General features: G+C 72.3%; 17 protein-coding genes. 6 read left to right on the top strand and 11 right to left on the bottom strand.

Annotated features, from left to right (window positions below; genetic code table 11):
- Positions 1-5 precede the first annotated feature (5 nt).
- Together FCN18_RS14195 and FCN18_RS14190 are read right to left on the bottom strand one after the other, a co-directional pair.
- Positions 6-1,976: a vWA domain-containing protein gene (locus FCN18_RS14195; RefSeq protein WP_137095314.1), complete on the bottom strand. Its 1,971-nt coding sequence runs from the start codon at positions 1,974-1,976 to the stop codon at positions 6-8.
- Positions 1,973-3,373: an ATP-binding protein gene (locus FCN18_RS14190; RefSeq protein ID WP_112269052.1), complete on the bottom strand. Its 1,401-nt coding sequence runs from the start codon at positions 3,371-3,373 to the stop codon at positions 1,973-1,975. The genes FCN18_RS14195 and FCN18_RS14190 overlap by 4 nt, the downstream gene beginning before the upstream one ends.
- A 73-nt stretch (positions 3,374-3,446) precedes the next feature.
- On the opposite strand from FCN18_RS14190, the gene FCN18_RS14185 reads away from it, so the two are divergent.
- Entirely contained in the window at positions 3,447-4,241 is a 795-nt protein-coding gene (locus FCN18_RS14185) for a hypothetical protein (protein ID WP_112269594.1), read from the top strand.
- Here FCN18_RS14185 and FCN18_RS14180 read toward each other — a convergent pair.
- Positions 4,238-5,287, bottom strand: coding sequence for a ferrochelatase (locus FCN18_RS14180; RefSeq protein WP_112269050.1), 1,050 nt, complete (start codon positions 5,285-5,287; stop codon positions 4,238-4,240). The genes FCN18_RS14185 and FCN18_RS14180 overlap by 4 nt on opposite strands.
- An 86-nt stretch (positions 5,288-5,373) precedes the next feature.
- Here FCN18_RS14180 and FCN18_RS14175 point away from each other — a divergent pair, with 86 nt between their 5' ends.
- Positions 5,374-5,946, top strand: a complete 573-nt coding sequence (locus tag FCN18_RS14175; protein ID WP_112269048.1) for a TetR/AcrR family transcriptional regulator — start codon at positions 5,374-5,376, stop codon at positions 5,944-5,946.
- Positions 5,947-6,046: 100 nt separating this feature from the next.
- On the opposite strand, the gene fabI is transcribed toward FCN18_RS14175, so the two are convergent.
- On the bottom strand, positions 6,047-6,814 hold the full coding sequence (gene fabI, locus FCN18_RS14170) for an enoyl-ACP reductase FabI (protein WP_113641486.1): 768 nt from the start codon (positions 6,812-6,814) through the stop codon (positions 6,047-6,049).
- 37 nt (positions 6,815-6,851) lie between these two features.
- Positions 6,852-7,556: a beta-ketoacyl-ACP reductase gene (gene fabG, locus FCN18_RS14165; RefSeq protein WP_113641439.1), complete on the bottom strand. Its 705-nt coding sequence runs from the start codon at positions 7,554-7,556 to the stop codon at positions 6,852-6,854.
- A 136-nt stretch (positions 7,557-7,692) separates the two neighbouring features.
- On the opposite strand from fabG, the gene FCN18_RS14160 reads away from it, so the two are divergent.
- Positions 7,693-8,115, top strand: a complete 423-nt coding sequence (locus tag FCN18_RS14160) for an acyl-CoA thioesterase (RefSeq protein ID WP_112269044.1) — start codon at positions 7,693-7,695, stop codon at positions 8,113-8,115.
- Here the strand turns inward: FCN18_RS14160 and FCN18_RS14155 are convergent.
- On the bottom strand, positions 8,112-9,695 hold the full coding sequence (locus FCN18_RS14155) for an alkaline phosphatase D family protein (RefSeq protein WP_137095313.1): 1,584 nt from the start codon (positions 9,693-9,695) through the stop codon (positions 8,112-8,114). The two genes, FCN18_RS14160 and FCN18_RS14155, sit on opposite strands and share 4 nt — an antisense overlap.
- A 110-nt stretch (positions 9,696-9,805) precedes the next feature.
- Here FCN18_RS14155 and FCN18_RS14150 point away from each other — a divergent pair, with 110 nt between their 5' ends.
- A complete protein-coding gene (locus FCN18_RS14150; protein ID WP_112269040.1) occupies positions 9,806-10,267 on the top strand; it encodes a tRNA (cytidine(34)-2'-O)-methyltransferase in 462 nt (153 codons plus the stop codon).
- A 7-nt stretch (positions 10,268-10,274) separates the two neighbouring features.
- On the opposite strand, the gene FCN18_RS14145 is transcribed toward FCN18_RS14150, so the two are convergent.
- From FCN18_RS14145 to FCN18_RS14125, 5 genes are all read right to left on the bottom strand, one after another.
- The gene (locus tag FCN18_RS14145) at positions 10,275-11,255 is read right to left on the bottom strand and encodes a VWA domain-containing protein (RefSeq protein ID WP_112269038.1); all 981 of its coding nucleotides are present in this window, start codon (positions 11,253-11,255) and stop codon (positions 10,275-10,277) included.
- Complete coding sequence (locus FCN18_RS14140) at positions 11,252-12,202, bottom strand: DUF58 domain-containing protein (protein ID WP_112269036.1); 951 nt, start codon at positions 12,200-12,202, stop codon at positions 11,252-11,254. Before FCN18_RS14140 ends, FCN18_RS14145 begins: the two co-directional genes overlap by 4 nt.
- 9 nt (positions 12,203-12,211) lie before the next feature.
- Entirely contained in the window at positions 12,212-13,279 is a 1,068-nt protein-coding gene (locus tag FCN18_RS14135; RefSeq protein WP_112269034.1) for an AAA family ATPase, read from the bottom strand.
- Between the two features lie 133 nt (positions 13,280-13,412).
- Positions 13,413-13,958 carry a molybdenum cofactor guanylyltransferase gene (mobA, locus tag FCN18_RS14130; protein WP_113641436.1) on the bottom strand — a complete coding sequence of 182 codons (546 nt, stop codon included), beginning with the start codon at positions 13,956-13,958 and terminating at the stop codon, positions 13,413-13,415.
- Entirely contained in the window at positions 13,955-15,322 is a 1,368-nt protein-coding gene (locus tag FCN18_RS14125) for an NlpC/P60 family protein (RefSeq protein ID WP_170200555.1), read from the bottom strand. The genes mobA and FCN18_RS14125 overlap by 4 nt, the downstream gene beginning before the upstream one ends.
- 221 nt (positions 15,323-15,543) lie before the next feature.
- On the opposite strand from FCN18_RS14125, the gene FCN18_RS14120 reads away from it, so the two are divergent.
- Both FCN18_RS14120 and FCN18_RS14115 read left to right on the top strand, forming a co-directional pair.
- Complete coding sequence (locus FCN18_RS14120; RefSeq protein ID WP_206077889.1) at positions 15,544-16,050, top strand: hypothetical protein; 507 nt, start codon at positions 15,544-15,546, stop codon at positions 16,048-16,050.
- Positions 16,047-17,543, top strand: coding sequence for a flagellar basal body-associated FliL family protein (locus FCN18_RS14115; RefSeq protein WP_137095312.1), 1,497 nt, complete (start codon positions 16,047-16,049; stop codon positions 17,541-17,543). The genes FCN18_RS14120 and FCN18_RS14115 overlap by 4 nt, the downstream gene beginning before the upstream one ends.
- Positions 17,544-17,685: the final 142 nt, after the last annotated feature.

The raw sequence follows: 17,685 nt of genomic DNA, 5'->3' as shown, positions 1-17,685 counted from the left end.
CGCCGCTAACGGCGATTGCGCAGGTAGTCCCCGACCACCGCGGCGCCGAGCCCGTCGAGGTCCGGCGCGAGCACCCGCCCGCCCGCGCGGCGCGCGAGCAGGTCGACGAACGCCGCCAGCCGGGGGTCGTCGCCGAGCCGGAACACCGACACCGACGCGCCCAGCTTCGCCAGTCTGTCGACTTCGGACATTGTTTTGAGCAGGGTGCGCGGGCTCGGCGGGTAGTCGAACTCGGCGACGCCGTCCGCCTCCAGGTGCGCGGTGGGCTCGCCGTCGGTCACCATCAGCACCACCGGCTGCGCGTCCGGGTGCCTGCGCAGGTGCCTGCCCGCCAGCAGCAGCGCGTGGTGGGCGTTGGTGCCCTGCTCCCACGCGCCCTCCAGGCCCACCAGCTCGGCCAGCTCCACCGGAGCGGCGTAGCGGCCGAACGTGATGAGCTGCAGCGCGTCGTTGCGGAACCGCGTCGAGATCAGCTGGTGCAGTGCGAGCGCGGTGCGCTTCATCGGCAGCCAGCGGTCCTCCTGCACCATCGACCACGACGTGTCCACGCACAGCGCCACGGCGGCGCGGGACCGGTGCTCGGTCTCCACCACCTCGACGTCGGACACGTCGAGCCGCACGGCGCCCGAGTGCCGGCTTGCCGCCGTCCTCAGCACCGCGTTCCGGACCGTCCGCGACACCGCCCACGGCTGGGTGTCGCCGAACCGCCACGGCCTGGTGGAGCCGTCCGGCTCCCCCGCCGCGCCCGCCGACGTCGTGTCCCGGTCGCCGTCGCGCCCGCGCAGGGCGCGCACCACGTCCGCCAGTGCCGTCTCCCCGAGGCGCCGCAACGCCTTGGGCGACAGGCGCAATGAGCCGTCGGGCGCGCGCTCGAAAAGGCCCTGCGCGCGCAGCTCCCGTTCCAGCTCGGCGAGCCTGCGGGCGTCCACGCCGGCGTCGTCCCCGAGCTGGCGCTCAAGGGCGTCGAGGTCGATGTCCTCCAGCCGCGCCCCCGGGTAGGACTGCGACAGCTGCTCGGCGAGCGCGTCCAGCTCGGCGAGGTCGGTCATCGCCCGCACGCCCTCGCCCAGCCCCAGCGGGTCGTCGCCGCGGAAGCGGGCCGAGGACGTCCAGTCCTCACCCGGCCGCAGGCCGCGCAGCTGCTGGTCCAGTGTGGACAGTTGCTGGGCGAGGCGCGGGTCGCCGAAGGCCTGCCGCGACAGCTGTGCCAGCTCGGCGCGCTGTTCCGGCGTCATCGAGTTGAGCATGCGCTGCGCCGCCGCGGCCCGTGCGGCGAGCACGTCGATCAGCTCCTCCACGTCGCGCGGGTTCTCCGGGAAGAACTCGCCGTGCCTGCGCATGAATTCGGCGAAACGCTCGTCGATGTCGGAGAACCCCTGCGCGTGCGCCGACAGCAGCGCGTTGAGGTCGGCGAGCATCTGGTTGACCCACTCGACGTCCTCGGGGGTCGTGGACTCGAGCGCCTGCTTCATGCCCTCGAACCGGGACTCCAGCAGTTCCCTGCCGAGCAGTTCCCGGATGCGCTCGTAGTTCTCGCGCCCGGTTTCGGACGTCCACTCGTAGTTCGCGAGCTCGCTGACGGCGGCCGCGGTGCCCGGCGGGAGCGCGTCCAGCTGCGCCTCGCGAAACCGGGCATCGTCGGAGGGGTCCGGGAACAGCGCGCGGCGTTCGGCGTCGAGCGCCTCGTCGAGCAGACGCCGCACCTCCTGCAGCGTGCCGTCGAGCCGGTGCCTGCGCTGGATCTCCGAGCGCCGCTGCCACACGCGCCGGGTCAGCTCGTCGAGCCCTGCCGTGCGGCGGGTGCCCCGGCGCAGCAGCTCCTCCAGCGCCGAGCGGGGCGAGGAGCCCGCCATGACGTCGCGGCCGATCTCGTCCACGGCGTCGCGCAGGTCCACCGGCGGCGCGAGCGGGTCGGGCCCGTCGTGGTAGGGCCCGTAGGCGTAGCTCTCCGGGTTCTCCGGCAGCCGGGCGCTCATGGCCCGTACACCGTCGTCGCGTCGTCGGCGTCCTTCGCGAGCCTCCGGGCGAGGTAGAGCGACTCCAGGGCCAGCTCGACGGCCGAGGCGATGCGGCCCGGCGCGTCGTCCGAGGAGACACCGGCCCGCTGTGCGACCTCGTGCAGCACGGGCAGCTCCGGCAGCGCGGACAGCACGTCCCGGCCCGGCACCCGCTCGCCCGTGGCCACCAGGTGCCCGTCGGCGACGGCATCGGCCAGCGGCCGCAGGTCGAGCCCGGCGAACCGGTCGCGGGCCGTCTCGGCGATCGCGAGCCGCAGCAGGTGCACCAAATGCTCGGTCTCGCGCCCTTCCTCCCCCGGCTCGAACTCGATCTTGCCGCGCAGCACGGCGGGCACGGCGTCGAGGTCGACTGGCCTGGCCACGGCGGGGTGCTCGCCGGTCAGCGCGGAGCGCCGCAGCGCGGCGGCCGCCACGGTCTCGGCCGCCGCCACGGCGAACCGGGCCGAGACGCCGGAGCGCTGGTCGACGACGCTGGACTCACGCAGGTTCCGCACGAAGCGGGCCAGCACCTCCAGCAGCGGGTCGCTCACCTCCGCCTTGAGGTCGGCCTCCTGCTTGACGACGCCGACCTCGGCGGCGACGTCGAGCGGGTAGTGCGTGCGGATCTCGGCTCCGAAGCGGTCCTTGAGCGGGGTGATGATCCGGCCGCGGTTGGTGTAGTCCTCGGGGTTGGCCGTGGCGACCAGCAGCACGTCCAGTGGCAGCCGCAGCGTGTAGCCACGCACCTGGATGTCGCGCTCCTCCATCACGTTGAGCAGCGCGACCTGGATGCGCTCGGCGAGGTCGGGCAGCTCGTTGATCGCCACGATGCCGCGGTGCGCGCGCGGCACGAGCCCGAAGTGGATGGTCTCGGGATCGCCGAGGCTGCGGCCCTCCGCGACCTTGACGGGGTCGACGTCGCCGATGAGGTCGCCGACGGAGGTGTCGGGCGTGGCGAGCTTCTCGGTGTAGCGCAGGTCCCGGTGCAGCCACGCGACGGGCAGCTCGTCGCCGAGCTCGGCGGCGCGGCGCAGTGACGCGGGCGTGATCGGCTGGAGCGGGTGCTCTGCCAGCTCGGAGCCCTCGATCACCGGCGTCCACTCGTCGAGGAGCCCGGCCAGGGTCCGCAGCAGGCGGGTCTTGCCCTGGCCGCGCTCGCCCAGCAACACCACGTCGTGCCCGGCGAGCAGGGCCCGCTCGAACTGCGGCAGCACCGTGCGGGAGAAGCCGACGATGCCGGGCCACGGATCGGATTCCTCCCGCAGGGCCGCGAGCAGGTTGTCGTGGATCTCGGTCTTGATGCCCTTGGGGGTGTACCCGGCGGCGCGCAGCTCGCCTGCGGTACGGGGCAGGTCAGCGGGTGGGGACTGGGTCACGGACTCGACGCTACTGCCGGTTCCGGCTGGCGTCGACGTGGACCAGCTCCAGCCCCGGGTACTCTCGATCTCTGTGTGTTGTCCCAGTGCGACCCTTGCCGTCTGGTCCTCGGCGTGGCTGCACGGCGCCGCCGCCTCCGACAACGCGCTCGACGCCCTGCTCGCGTGGGGCGAGGCGCACGAGGTGGTGGCGGCGGAGCAGTCCGTGGCGGACGTGTTCGACCTGCCGGTGACGGGCGACTTCCCCGCGACCCCCGTGCAGCTGTTCACCGCCCTGCGCAAGCTCGGCGCCACGGACGCCAGGCTCGTGCTCCCCGTTCCCGGCGACGTTCGCGGCCTCGGCGGCGGCGGGCCATTCACCGAGGCCGCCCTGCGCGCCGGTGAGGCCGTCGTGTTCCCCGGCCTCGGGTACGGCCTCGTGCCCCACGTGATCGCGGAAGGGCTCGTGCGCTGGACCGTGTATCCCGTGGCGACGGAGTCGCCGCTGGGTCACCTCGGCATCGCCGACGCCGAGCACGGTCTCACCGACGCGATCCGGGACAGCGCGGGCGCGCTGCAGTCGCTCGACGTGGCCAGCGACCGGCCGGGTGTGCGGGCCGAGCTGTCGGCGAAGCTCCGTTCGCGGCCCGCTCCCGACTGGCCGCCCGGCACCCCCGGCCGCGCGCTGCGCGTGCTGCAGCGGACCGAGGAGATCGGCGCGATCCTCGCGCTGGCCAACGCCGACGAACCGGGCGGCGCGCTGTCGGCGTCGGCGGCCACGCGCAGGGCCGACGCGCTGCGCCCGCTGTCCGAGGCGGTGCGCACCGCCCGCTGCGCGGCCGTGAACGAGGCCGTGCGCGTCTTCGCCGACCAGGCCAACCGGTCCTAGCCGGCCTGGGACGGCCGCCGCACGGCTGCACAGCAGCCCACCGCGCACGGGTCTCCGTTGGCCGTGTCGCCCGCGGCGGGGAACGCCGAGAGCTTGCGGGCCTGCGCGCTCGCGGTGTGTTCCCGGACCAGCTCCACCACCAGCTCCGCGAAGCGCGGGTCGCCGTTGGGTGTCGCGGCGCGCGCGAAGCGCATGCCGAGCTCCCCGGCCCGCTCGGCGGCCTCGTTGTCGAGGTCCCAGATCACCTCGAGGTGGTCGGACACGAAGCCCACCGGGCACACCACGACGGACGTGACGCCCTTGGCGTGCAGCGTGTCGAGGTGGTCGACGATGTCCGGCTCCAGCCACGGCACCTGCGGCGGACCCGACCGCGACTGCCACACCACGTCGTAGCCCGCCACCCCGGCCTCGGCGGCGACGAGCCTGGCCGCCTCGGCGATCTGGCGGGAGTAGCGGTTGCCGCCCTCGGCGGGCGGGCCGGAGGTGACATCCGCCGACAGGGGCACCGAATGCGCGGTGAACACCGTGCGTGTTCCCTCGGCCTCGCCGAGCTCGGCGTGGGCGGCGCGCACGGCGTCGGCGAAGGAGGCCACGAACAGCGGGTGGTCGAAGAACTGCCGCAGCTTCACCAGTTCTGGTGCCCCGTCACCGACGGCGGCCCTCGCGCGCGCGATGTCCTCGTCGTACTGGCGGCACGCGGAGTACCCGCCGTAAGCGCTGGTCGGGAACACGAGCGCGCGGCGCACACCGTCGGCCTTCATGCGGGCGACGGTGTCCTCGACCATCGGGTGCCAGTTGCGGTTGCCGAAGTACACGGGCAGCTCGATGCCCTGTGCCGCGAGCTCCTTCTCCACGGCGGCGATCGCCTCGCGGTTGAGCCGGTTGATGGGTGACACCCCGCCGAAGTGGTGGTAGTGCTCGGCGACCTCGGCGAGCCGCTCGGGCGGCACGCCCCTGCCGCGCGTGACGTTCTCGAGGAACGGCATGACGTCGTCGGGCCCCTCCGGGCCACCGAAGGACAACCACAGCAGCGCGTCGTAGTTCACGCCTGTCATCCTCCCGCTGTGGCCGCCCCCACGCAGGACCGGGTCAGCGTTTTGTATCGATCGGTCCAAAACGCTACGGTGAGCCCATGCCACGGCCACGGGAGTTCGACGAGGCCGTCGCCGTCGAGAAGGCCATGCACGCCTTCTGGGACCACGGCTACGAAGGCACCTCCACCGCGCGGCTGTGCGAGGCGACCGGGTTGAGCCGCAGCAGCATCTACAACACCTTCAGCAGCAAGCACGCCCTGTTCCGGCTGTCACTGCGGCACTACATGGACAGTGCGACGCAGCGCAGGCTCGACCAGCTCGCCGGGGACCGGCCGGTCCGCGACAAGATCAGGGACCTGTTCGCCCAGACCATCGACGACGAGTTCCGCTCCCCACGCGGCTGCCTGGTCGTGAACACGGCCGCGGAGCTGGGCGGGCGCGACGCCGAGGTCAGCGAGGATCTCCGCCGCGACACCGAACGGCTCACCGCCGCGCTCCGCGACGCCATCGAGGCGGGCAGGCGCGCCGGTGAGATCGCCGAGGACAAGGATCCCCTCACGCTGGCCCGATTCGTGCACACCACGGCGGGCGGCCTGCGTGTGATGGCCCGCAGCGGCGCCGACCGAGCCGCGCTCGAGAACGTCGCCGAGGTCGCCCTCGCCACACTCTGACACCACCGGCGCCCGCGCCGCTCACCTGCGAAACGGCCCCCAAGGCCACCTTTGTTGCGCTCAACGCGACAAAGGTGGCCTTGGGGGGCACGTGACAGGGCTACTGGCCGGTGGCGTGTACGCCCCCGTCGACCATGATCATCGAGCCGGTGGTGGCGGGCAGCCAGTCCGAGAGCGCCACGCAGATGCTCTTGGCGACCGGGGTCGGGTCGGTGGTGTCCCAGCCGAGCGGGGCGCGGTCGCCCCAGCCCTCCTCCAGCTCGCCGAAGCCGGGAATCGACTTCGCGGCCATGGTCTTGACCGGCCCCGCGGCGACGAGGTTCACGCGGATGCCCCGCGGCCCGAGGTCGCGCGCGAGGTAACGGTTCACCGACTCCAGCGCGGCCTTCGCCACGCCCATCCAGTTGTAGGCGGGCCACGCGACGCGCGCGTCGAAGTCCATGCCGACGATCGACGAGCCCGGCCCGAGCAGCGGCAGCACGGCCTTCGCCACCGCCTTGTACGAGTACGCCGACACGTCCACCGCCTTCACGACGTCCTCGGACGGCGCGTCCAGGAACGGGGCGCCGAGGCAGCTCGCCGGCGCGAAGGCGATCGAGTGCAGCACGCCGTCGAGGCCGTCGACGTGGTCCCGCACGCGGTCGGCCAGCGTGTCCAGGTGCTCCTGGTTCTGCACGTCCAGCTCGATCACCGGCGCGGGCTCGGGCAGCCGCTTGGCGATGCGCTCGACGAGCGACAGCCTCCCGAAGCCGGTGAGCACCACCTTCGCGCCCTGCTCCTGCGCGACCCTGGCCGCGTGGAACGCGATCGACGCGTCGGTGATCACGCCGGTGATCAGCAGCCGCTTGCCTTCGAGCAGTCCGGACAAGGAGTCCTCCACAAAGAAGTCGGTGGAACGAAAAAGGTCAGTGGCCCATGCCGAGGCCACCGTCGACGGGCAGCACCGCACCGTTGACGTAACCGGCCTCGTCGGAGGCAAGGAACCGCACCGCGTTGGCGACGTCGGCGGCCTCGCCGTAGCGCGCCGCGGGAATCTGGGCAAGCGCCGCCTTGCGCTGGTCCTCGGTCAGCTCGTTGGTCATGTCGGTGACGATGAAGCCCGGCGCCACGACGTTGGCCGTGATGTTGCGCGAGCCGAGCTCCCTGGTCAGCGACCGCGCGACGCCGACGAGCCCGGCCTTGCTCGCCGCGTAGTTCACCTGGCCCGCGCCGCCGCTGAGCCCGATCACCGACGAGATGAAGATGAACCGGCCCCACTTCGCGCGCAGCATGTGCCGCGACGCGCGCTTGGCGACCCGGTAGGCGCCGGTGAGGTTCGCGTCGACGACGCGCGTGAACTGCTCCTCGCTCATGCGCATGAGGAGCGTGTCGTCGGTGATGCCCGCGTTGGAGACGAGCACCTCCACCGGCCCCTGGTGCTCCTCGACCTGCTTGAACGCGGCGTCGATCTGCTCGGTGTCGGTGACGTCGGCCTGCACGCCGAACAGTCCCTCGGGGGCACCGGAGCCCCGGTGGGTCACCGCGACCCTGTGCCCGGCGTCGGCGAGACCGCGCGCGATCGCCAGCCCGATGCCGCGATTGCCGCCGGTGACCAGAACGGACCGTCCCACGTAGCAACTCCTCGTGTGCGAGCCTTGCTGTTGACGCCGTGAGGTTATCCGGTCGCGGCGCGCGGGTCGCGGGGGCAGCACCGATACCGCCAGGTAACCCGCATGGCGTTGACCACAACGGCGTACCGTGCCCGGCATGGCTGATCTCCGTCACGAGCCGGTGGTGCACATGCCGCTGCGGGTGCGCTACCACGAATGCGACCAGCAGGGCATCGTGTTCAACGCCCACTACCTCGCCTACGCCGACATGGCAGCCTTCGAGTTCTACAAGGTCGTGTTCGGGTCGACCACCTACATCACCGACCGCGGCGTCGACATGGTCGTGGCCGAGACCAACCTCGTCTACCGCAGTTCCGCGCGGTTCGAGGACGAGCTCGTGGTGAGCCTGAGCATCGAGCACATCGGCAACACCTCCCTCGTGCTGGGCATCCGCATCCACCGCGGCGACGAGCTCGTCCTCGAGGGAACCAACCGCTACGTGTGGGTGGACGTGGACTCGCACCGGCCCACGCCACCGCCCGACGACGTCCGCAAGCTGCTGGACGCCGCGGCGGCCTAACCCTCCTGGACGCCCGGCCTGCCGTCCTCGACGACGTAGCTGGCGCGGGTGCTGATCGGCGCGCCCGGCGTGGTCACGTGGGGCAGCACGCGGAAGTCGCTGCGCCAGCGCTGCCGGTTCACGTTCACGCGCACGTACCCGCGCTGCGAGTTGAAGAACTTCATGTGCGGGTTGGCGGCGAGGAAAGCGCGGCCCTGGTCGGTGATGTCGGCGCCGTCGCCGCCACTGGTGATCGACGTGCCGACGAACTCGCTGCCGACCGTGGCCGAGCTCGGGTCGGTGAAGTCGCGCTTGAGGTCCCAGGCGTAGTTCTGGTGCCGGTCGCCGGTGATCACCACGAGGTTGCGGACGCCGCGGTCCTGGGCCTCGGCGAGCACGCGGTCACGCTCGGCGGCGTAGCCGTCCCACGGGTCCATCCAGACCTCCGTGCCGGGGCCGGGGTCACGGTCGGTCTGGCCCATCGGGGCCTGGTTGCCGAGCACCTGCCACCGTGCGCTCGACGAGCTGAAGCCGTCGAGCACCCAGTCGCGCTGCGCCTCGCCGAGGATGGTGCGGCCGGGATCGAGCCGGTCGGTGCAGACCGCCGACGCGCCGTCACCGCACGGCTGGTCGTCGCGGTACTGGCGGGTGTCGAGCATCGTGAAGTCGGCCAGCCTGCCGTAGGAGAGCCTGCGGTGCAGATGCACCTCCGGCCCGGACGGCAGCTGCGCGATGCGGAACGGCATGTTCTCGTACATGGCCTGGAACGCGGCGGCCCTGCGGGCCCGGAACGTCACCGGGTCCTCGTTGTTCTCCGAGATGTCGCCGGCCCAGTTGTTCTCCACCTCGTGGTCGTCGATCGTCATGATCCACGGGAAGCGGGCATGGGCCTCCTGCAACGGAGCCTCCGCCTTGTAGAGGCCGTACTGCAGGCGGTAGCGGGCGAGCCCGATGGTCTCGGTGTGGAACTTCGGGTCGGTGACGACCCCGCGGCGGTTGTTCGCGACGCTGTACTCGTAGAGGTAGTCGCCGAGGTGCACGACGAGGTCGAGATCCTCCCGCGCCATGTGCTCGTAGGCGGTGTAGTAGCCGTCCTGCCACGCCTGGCACGACGCGAACGCGAAGTTGAGCTCACGCGGATTGGACCACACGGCGGGCGTCGTCCTGGTGCGGCCCGTCATCGAGATCTCGCCGCCGGTGCGGAAGCGGTAGAAGTACTCGCGGTCAGGCGCGAGGCCGTGGATCTCCGGGTGCACCGAGTGCCCCAGCTCCGGGGTGGCGACGACGCTGCCCCTGCGGACGACGCCGCGGAACCGCTCGTCCACGGCCACCTCGTACTCCACCCTCACCGGCTTCGCCGGCATGCCGCCGGAGCCGTCGGCGGCGAACGGATCGGGCGCCACGCGGGTCCAGAGCACCACGCCGCCGGGCAGCGGGTCGCCGGAGGCCACGCCGAGCGAGAACGGGTTGGCCTTCAGCGCGGGCGCGGCGTACGAGCTCGCCGCGCTCCAGGCGCCGGTGCCGAGCAGCACCGCGGCGGCTCCGGCGCCGCCGTAGCCGAGGAACCGGCGGCGGGACACGGCGGAAGGGCGCGCGACCATAGGGGGTCCTCCTGTGGTGGGGAATCGGGATCGGCAGAATCGTTGTTCGCCGACATGGCCGCAGCGGGGCGCGGAACCGACGCGCGAGTGAACGGGAGAAGATCAACACTGTGTTCCGGATCGTCTTCTACCACCCCGAGATCCCGCCCAACACGGGCAACGCGATCCGGCTCGCCGCCAACACCGGGTGCGAGCTGCACCTGATCGAGCCGCTCGGCTTCTCGCTCGAGGACAAGTACCTGCGCCGCGCGGGCCTCGACTACCACGACCTCGCCGACGTCCACGTGCACGCCGACCTGGCGAGCGCGTGGAAGGCGCTGGCCCCGCGCGCGGTCTACGCCTTCACCACGAAGGCGACGCGCCGCCACACCGATGTCGCCTACGCCGAGGGCGACGTGCTGCTCTTCGGGCCTGAGTCGGTGGGCCTGCCCGAGGAGGTGCTGGCCGACCCGGTGGTGACCGACCGGCTGCGCCTGCCGATGCTGCCGGCCTCGCGCTCCCTCAACCTCACCAACACGGCGTCCATCGTGGTGTACGAGGCCTGGCGCCAGCTCGGGTTCGCGGGTTCCTGAGCGCCGCTCAGGGCAGGCGCTGGCCGAGGAACAGCGAGCTGCCCGCGGCCCCGATGAGCACGATCGTGCCGAGCACGACCCACGGCCTGCTGTTGTCGACGTTCTTGGTCTCGTAGCCGATCTGCTCGCCGAGGCTGGCGTAGACCTGTTTGAGCTCGTCGGCCGTGGCCGCCTTGTAGAAGTCGCCGCCGGAGAGGCGCGCGATCTCCCGCATCGAGGCGTCGTCCACCTCGACCGGGACCTCCTTGCCCTCGATCTCCACCGAGCCGTGGGAGGTGCCGAAGGAGATCGTCGTGACCGGGATGTCCTTCTGCTTGGCGACCCCGGCCGCGGTGAACGCTCCCCTCGGCGCGTACTCGTCCTGCGGCACGGTCTGCTTGCCGTCGGTCATCAGCACGATCCGGGCCGGAGGCGGTCCGTCCGCGCCACCGACGACCGAGGAGAAGCTCTCCACCGACTGCAGCGCGGCGAAGATCCCCTCACCGGTGGCCGTGGACTGCGCGAGCTTGAGGTTGTCGATCGCGTGCACGACACCGGCTCGTTCGGTGGTGGGAGCCACCAGCACGGTGGCGGTGCCGGCGAACGAGATCAGCCCCAGGTTCACGCCCGGGGTCAGGCCCTCCGCGAACGACCTCGCGGCGTCCTGCGCGGCCTTGAGGCGGGTCGGCTCGACGTCGGTGGCCTCCATCGACAGCGACACGTCGATCACCAGCATCACCGTGGCGCGGTTGCGCGGCACCTTCTGCTCGGCCGTCGGGCCCGCCAGCGCGAAGGTCAGCAGGATCAACGACACGATCAGCAGCGACGCCGGCACGTGCCGGGTCCAGCCCTGGCTGCGCGGGGCGACCCGCTCCAGCAGCGCCAGGTTGGAGAACCGCATCATGCGCCTGCGGCGGGCACGCATCGCGTACACGTAGCCCGCCACCACGAGGCCGACCACGATCAGGAGCAGGAACCACCACGGGGAGGCGAATCCGGTGAGGCTCATGAGGCGGCTCCCGACCAGCCGCGTTTGCGCGCGACCACGAACCGGACGACATCGGCGATCCAGTCGGCGTCGGTGCGCAGCACGAGGTGGCCCGCCCCGGCCTGGCGCAGCGCGCGGGCGACCTCGGTGCGGTGCGCGTGCGCGGCGGCGGCGAACTCCTTGCGCAGCAATGCCGACGCGTTGACCTCCCGCTGCCGCCCGGTCTCGGGGTCGGCGAGCACGACGCTGCCCACCTCGGGCAGGTCGACGTCGCGCGGGTCGAGCACCTCGATGGCCACGAGGTCGTGGCGTGCCGATAGCGCCCGCAGCGGCCGCTCCCAGTTCGTGTCGCCGAGGAAGTCGGAGATCACCACGGCGAGGCCGCGCCGCCGGGGCGGCCTGCGCAGCTGCTCGATGAGCTGGGCGAGGTCGCCGCGCGTGCCCTCGGCGGCGCGCGGCAGCTCGGCGACCTTGCGAATGAGGTTGCGGGCGTGCGCGAGCCCGCCCCGCGGCGGGAGCCGGACGGTCTCGGCGCCGTTGGACAGCAGCGCGCCGATCCGGTTGCCGCCACCGCGGGTGAGGTGCGCGACCGCGGCGACCGCGCACACCACGAGGTCGCGCTTCTCGCACACGGCGGTGCCGAAGTCGAGGCTCGCGGAGAGGTCGGCGACCACCCACGTCTCCAGCTCGCGGTCGGCGATGCTCTCGCGAATGTGCGGGGTGGTGGTGCGCGCGGTGACCGCCCAGTCCATCCGGCGCACGTCGTCGCCCGGCTGGTACGGCCGCGCCTCCCCCGGCTCCGACCCCGGGCCCGGCACGAGGCCGAGGTGGTTGCCCTGGAGGAGCCCGTCGAGGCGGCGGCGCACGTCGAGCTCCAGCGTGCGCAGACCGGCCTCGAGCCGGTCGCCCCGCAGGATCGGTGGCGCCCAGCCGGGCCGCCCGCCCTTGTCGTCGTTGATGGCACCCATGACCGCGCTTTACCTGCCGGGCGCACCTGCCGCGACCGGCTGACCAGGCCCGCCCTGCGGCCGGGCCGAGACCTGGGGCAGCGGGACCGTCTGCAGGATCCGCGTCACGATGTGGTCCAGCGGCACGCCGTCGGCGAGCGCGTCGTAGGACAGCACGAGCCGGTGCCGCAGCACGTCGGGGACGACGTCGACCACGTCCTGCGGGAGCACGTAGTCGCGGCCGCGCACGAGCGCGAGCGCCCGCGCGGCGGCGATGATGCCGAGGCTCGCGCGCGGCGAGGCGCCGTAGGAAACCCAGCCCGCGACGTCGGTGAGCCCGTGCTCGCCGGGTGTGCGCGTGGCCAGCACGAGCCGCACGACGTAGTCCACGAGCGCGTGGTGCACGAACACCTGCGAGGCCACGCCCTGCAGCCGCACCAGCTCGGCGGGGCTGAGCACCTCGTGCGGCTCGGGCGGGGTCACCCCCATGCGGTAGACGATCTCGCGCTCCTCCTCCGCGGTCGGGTACTCGACCACGATCTTGAAGAGGAACCGGTCGCGCTGGGCCTCCGGGAGCGGGTAGACGCCCTCGTTCTCGATGGGGTTCTGCGTGGCGAGCACCAGGAACGGGTCGGGCATCGGAAAGGTCTGGCCGCCGATCGAGACGTGCCGCTCGGCCATCACCTCGAGCATCGCCGACTGCACCTTCGCGGGTGCGCGGTTGATCTCGTCGGCGAGGACGAAGTTGGCCACGACGGGGCCCAGTTCGACGTCGAACTTCTCGCTGGCCTGCCGGTAGATCCGGGTGCCGAGGATGTCGGCGGGCACGAGGTCGGGGGTGAACTGCACGCGGGAGAACGAGCCGCCGACCACGCGGGCGAACGTCTCCACCGCGAGGGTCTTGGCCACGCCGGGCACGCCCTCCAGCAGCAGGTGCCCCTTTGCCAGCAGGCCCACCAGCATGCGCTCCACGAGCCGGTCCTGACCGACGATGACGCGTTTCACCTCGAACACCGTGCGCTCCAGCAGCTGCGCGTCACGTGCCGGGGTGCCTGGCTGGGCCGGGGCGGCGCCGTCGGAGTAGCCGGGCTCGGTCACACCTAACCTCCTCGCTGGTGATCTTCCTCTACGCCGTGTGACCGTACCCTCAGTGCCGGGCACGGTTGTTCGCGACCGTATCGCCCCAGCAAACCCGCTGACCGGTATGACCACTGTGAAGGCCAGCGGGGCGCTACCGGCCGGGCAGATCCTCCGGAGTGTCCACGTCGGCGGCCTCTCCCGGCAGCGCCGGTACGTCCACTATGGACAGCCCACCCAGCGTCCGGCGCAGCGACGCTCCCGCCGGGTCGGCGGGCAGGGCGGCGCGCAGCGCGGAGGTCCGCCAGACCCCGAGGAGCCACTGCCGCCGCCCCTCCTCGTCCACGAGTACGGCCCCGTCGGCGTCGCCGAGGGCGGACCGCAGCCTGCCGATGGTCCGGGAGGTGACCGCGGAGAGGTCGGCGGCGAGCACGGCCACGACCTCGGCGGTGACGAGTCCGAGCCCCGCGGCGAGCGCGGCGACCGGGCCGGAGCCCGGCGGGTCCTCCCTGGTCCAGCGCACGCCGGGCACGTCATCGCGCCGAGGGCCGACGACCACGACGGGATCGGCGGCGTGCAGCGCCGCGACGGCACGCAGCAGCAGCGGCATGCCGCCGACCTCGAGCATCGGCTTGTCCACGCCGGCGAGCCTGCGCGCGGCACCGCCCGCGAGCACGATGCCCGCCAGCGGCTGGGTCACCCGATCAAACGGGTCGCGTACGGCATGATGTCGCCGTAGCGTACCGGGACGACCCGGACGTACCCACCCGAGTACGGCGCCTCGATCATCTGGCCGCCGCCCAGGTAGAGCGCCACGTGGTGGATCCCGCTGGTGCCCCAGAAGAGCATGTCGCCGCGCCGCATCTGCGACAGCGGCACCTTGTAGCCCGCCTCGTACTGGTAGCCGCTGTAGTGCGGGAGTGCCTTGACCCCGGCGAAGGCGTAGATCATCAGGCCGGAGCAGTCGAAGCCGATCTTGTTGTAGTCGCCGTAGCTGTCGGCGACGCCGCCGTCGCGGATGCCGTAGGTGGGGCCGTAGGCGTTGCCGCCGCCCCACGCGTACTGCACGCCGAGCTGGGACATCGCCCGCGCGATCACCGCCTCGACGGTGGCGCCCGCCGGAGCCGACGACGGCCGGGACGCGACCGGGGCCGAGGAACCCGAGGAGCTCGACGACGCCGCGGCGAGCGCGGCCTGGCGGGCACGCTCGGCCTCCTCCGCCTCCTTCTGGGCGAGCCAGTCCTCGTACCGCGCGCGCTGGCCCTCGAGCCCGTCGACCCGGGACTGCGCCTCGTAGAGCAGCTGCTCGACCCGCGACTTCTCGGCCTCGATCTCGCCGGTGCGCGTGGCCTGGCCCTGCTGGGCCTCGATCGCGGCGACCTCGGCCTGGTCGGCCGCGACCTTCGCCTGCTCGGCCTCGGTGCGCCGCTGCTGGGCGAGCTGCAGCGCCTGACGCGCCGCGGCGTCCTTGTTGGACTTCTCGATCTGGGCACGCTGCATGCCCTCGAGCGCGTCCAGCTGGCTGCCGCTCACGGCCTCCAGCAGCTGCGCGCGGGCGAGCAGGTCGTCGGGGCTGTCGGAGCCGAGATAGGCGCCGATCGAGCCGATCGTGCTGCCCTGCCGGTAGCTGCCTGCCACGAACTGGTCGAGGTCGGCCCTCGCGGCCTCGATGGCGGTGGCGGCGGCGTCGGCCTCGGTCCGCGCCGCGGCCGCGTCGCGCTCGGCCTGGTCGGCGGCGTCTCGCGCGAGCTGCATGTCGACGCGGGCCTTGTTGGCCTGCTCCATCTTCAGCTCGACCTCGGCCTGCAGCGCCATCAGGCGGGATTCGGCCTCGGCGAGCTGGTTGGTGAGCTGGCCGACCTCGCCCGCCCTGGCGTTGGCCTGGTCGCGGCTGGCCTCCAGCTCGGAGTCGCTCGGGTTCGGTGGGGGTGGCGGCACCGCGAGCCCGCCGCCCGCCGTGCCGAGCAGGGCGACCAGCGCCAGCGCGCCCACCACGACGCCACGGCGCAGTCCCGCGCCGTATCCGCCCCACGACCGCTGGGACCCGTTCCGCCCGTTCGGCACAGACTCCACCTCCCCTTATGGTCCAGCAGAAACTGTGCCACTCAGAGCACAGCCACACCAGGCGTCACACCTGAAACTTCGTCATCGTGCGTTACATTTCCCCGTAATGGGGGATATCGGGCGTGGCCGATTCGTGATCAGGCGGTGACCACGCCGGGGAAACGAGGACGGGGCGCGCCGCGTCTCACCACTGGATCGTTCGTCTCACTGGGGGTACCGCCATGCCGGCCACTCGGCGCGTCGCCGCGAGCTCGTTCGCGGTGCTCTGCTCGCTGGGCCTGGCGGTGGCCGTCACCGGGACGTTCCTGCCGTGGTTCCACTCGGGCACGGTCGAGCGCAGCAGCTACCACGCGGTGGGCCTCGTCGGGCATTTCGACCTGCTGGACAGCGCGCTCGTCACCGCGCTGCTCACCGGGTGGATCGCGGTGCCGCTGCTGTCCGCGGTGGCCGCCGGGCTGTTCGCCCTGCGGCTGCCGCGCACGGGCGCGGCGCTGGCCCTGGTCGTCGCGCTCGTCGTGGGAACCGTCTCGCTGCTCGCCGTCGTCCAAGGCGGCAGCCCGGGCCGGTTCGTCGGCGTGACGACCACCGGCCCGATCACCACCACCACAGGCATGGCCATCGCGCTGTGCGGGGCGCTCGGCGTGCTCGTCGCCGTCCGTGGCGCCCGCCGCGGCATCCCGCCGCACCGGCACAGCGCGCTAGAGGGAAGAGCAGGTGTGCGACCGTGACCAGTCCAGGCCAAGGGGACCAGTGGTCCCCGCAGCAACCGGGCGGCTATCCGCCTGGCCAGCCCTACGGCGGCCAGCAGTACCCGCATGACCCGCAGGCGGCCCAGGCGCAGTACCCCGGGCAGCAGCACCAGTATCCGCAGCAGCCCCACCCGCAGCCGTTCGACCCGGCCACCGCTCAGCAGCCGGGCTACCAGGGCTACCAGGGCTATTACGGGCAGCAGCAGGACGCCTTCCCGGTGCCGCCGCAGCAGGGCCCGCCCGCGAAGCGCAAGCGGGGGCTGATCATCGCGCTCGTCGCCGCCCTCGTGGTGGCCGGCGGCGGTGTCGCCAGCTGGTTCGCGTTCTGGCAGAGCGACTCCGTGGCCTCCGGCGCGGCGACGCCGAACGAGGCGGCGATGAACTTCGCCTCCGCGCTGGGCAGCGGTGACGTCGTCGGCTTGCTCGGCACACTCACACCGGCCGAGGCGTCGCTGTTCACCGACCCGATCGGCGACGTCACCGGGGAGCTCAAGCGGCTCGGCATCCTCACGCAGGACGCGAACCCTGAGCAGATCACCGGGCTGCAGATCGAGACCGAGAACCTGAGGTTCGACGAGTCGCAGGCCGAGCAGGTCAACGACCACCTGACCATCACCAAGCTCACCGGCGGCAAGCTGACGCTCACGTCGGACCTAAGCCAGGTGCCGCTCGCCGACGAGTACCGGGACCTGGCGCTCGAGAGCGCCGACCTGGGCGGCCCCTCGATGGAGCCCCAGACCGAGACGATCGACATCGCCGAGGTGGTGCGCGAGACCGGCGAGCCGATCCGCATCGCGACGGTCAAGGTCGGCGACGAGTGGTACCCGAGCCTGCTCTACAGCATCGCCGACTACGCGCTGCTCGAGGCGGGCGAGGAGTGGCCGGCGCAGTCGATTCCGGCGAACGGCGCCGGCTCGCCGGACGAGGCCGTGCGCGCGACCGTGCAGGCCGCGCTCGACGGCGACCTGCGGCGCGTGGTGGAGCTGCTCCCACCGGACGAGATGGGCGTGCTGCACGACGTCGGCCCCGTGCTCCTCGACGCGCTCGGCGAGCCCTCCCCCGCCGGCGTGGAGATCAAGCGGCTGGAGACCGAGAACAGCGAGGTCACCGGCGGCACCAGGGCCACGATCACGGCGCTGGAGCTGGACATCGAGGGCCAGGGCACGTTCGAGTTGACCAAGGACGGCGACTGCTACGCGATGACCGTCCAGGGCCAGTCCGACCGGCTCTGCGCCGACCAGCTCGCGGCAATGGCGGCGGGCGAGACCGACGGGGACATGCCGCCGGAGCTGCAGCAGATCTTCACCAACGTGGGCGGCGGCATCATGGAGCAGGGTCTCGGCGTGGTCACCACGGAGGTGGACGGCAAACACTACGTCAGCCCGATTCGCACGTTCACCGAGTTCGGCATGACGTTCCTGCGCAGCATGCAGCCGGAGGACCTGAGGACGATCCTCGAGAACGCGAACTGATCTTCGTTCCTCGGAAAGGGCCCGGTACCACGTCGTGGTGCCGGGCCCTTCGCCACCTCCCCTTGAACCGAAAAAAGGACACGCGTACTGTTTAGGGCAGCAGGGCGTCATCGAGCCCACCTCTGCGGGCGCGACGGGGGTG

The sequence above is a fragment of the Prauserella endophytica genome (assembly GCF_005146945.1).
Classification (GTDB): Bacteria; Actinomycetota; Actinomycetes; order Mycobacteriales; family Pseudonocardiaceae; genus Prauserella_A; species Prauserella_A endophytica.
The sequence above is the reverse complement of the archived record's forward strand: the minus strand, read 5'-3'. Positions and strand labels throughout refer to the sequence as shown.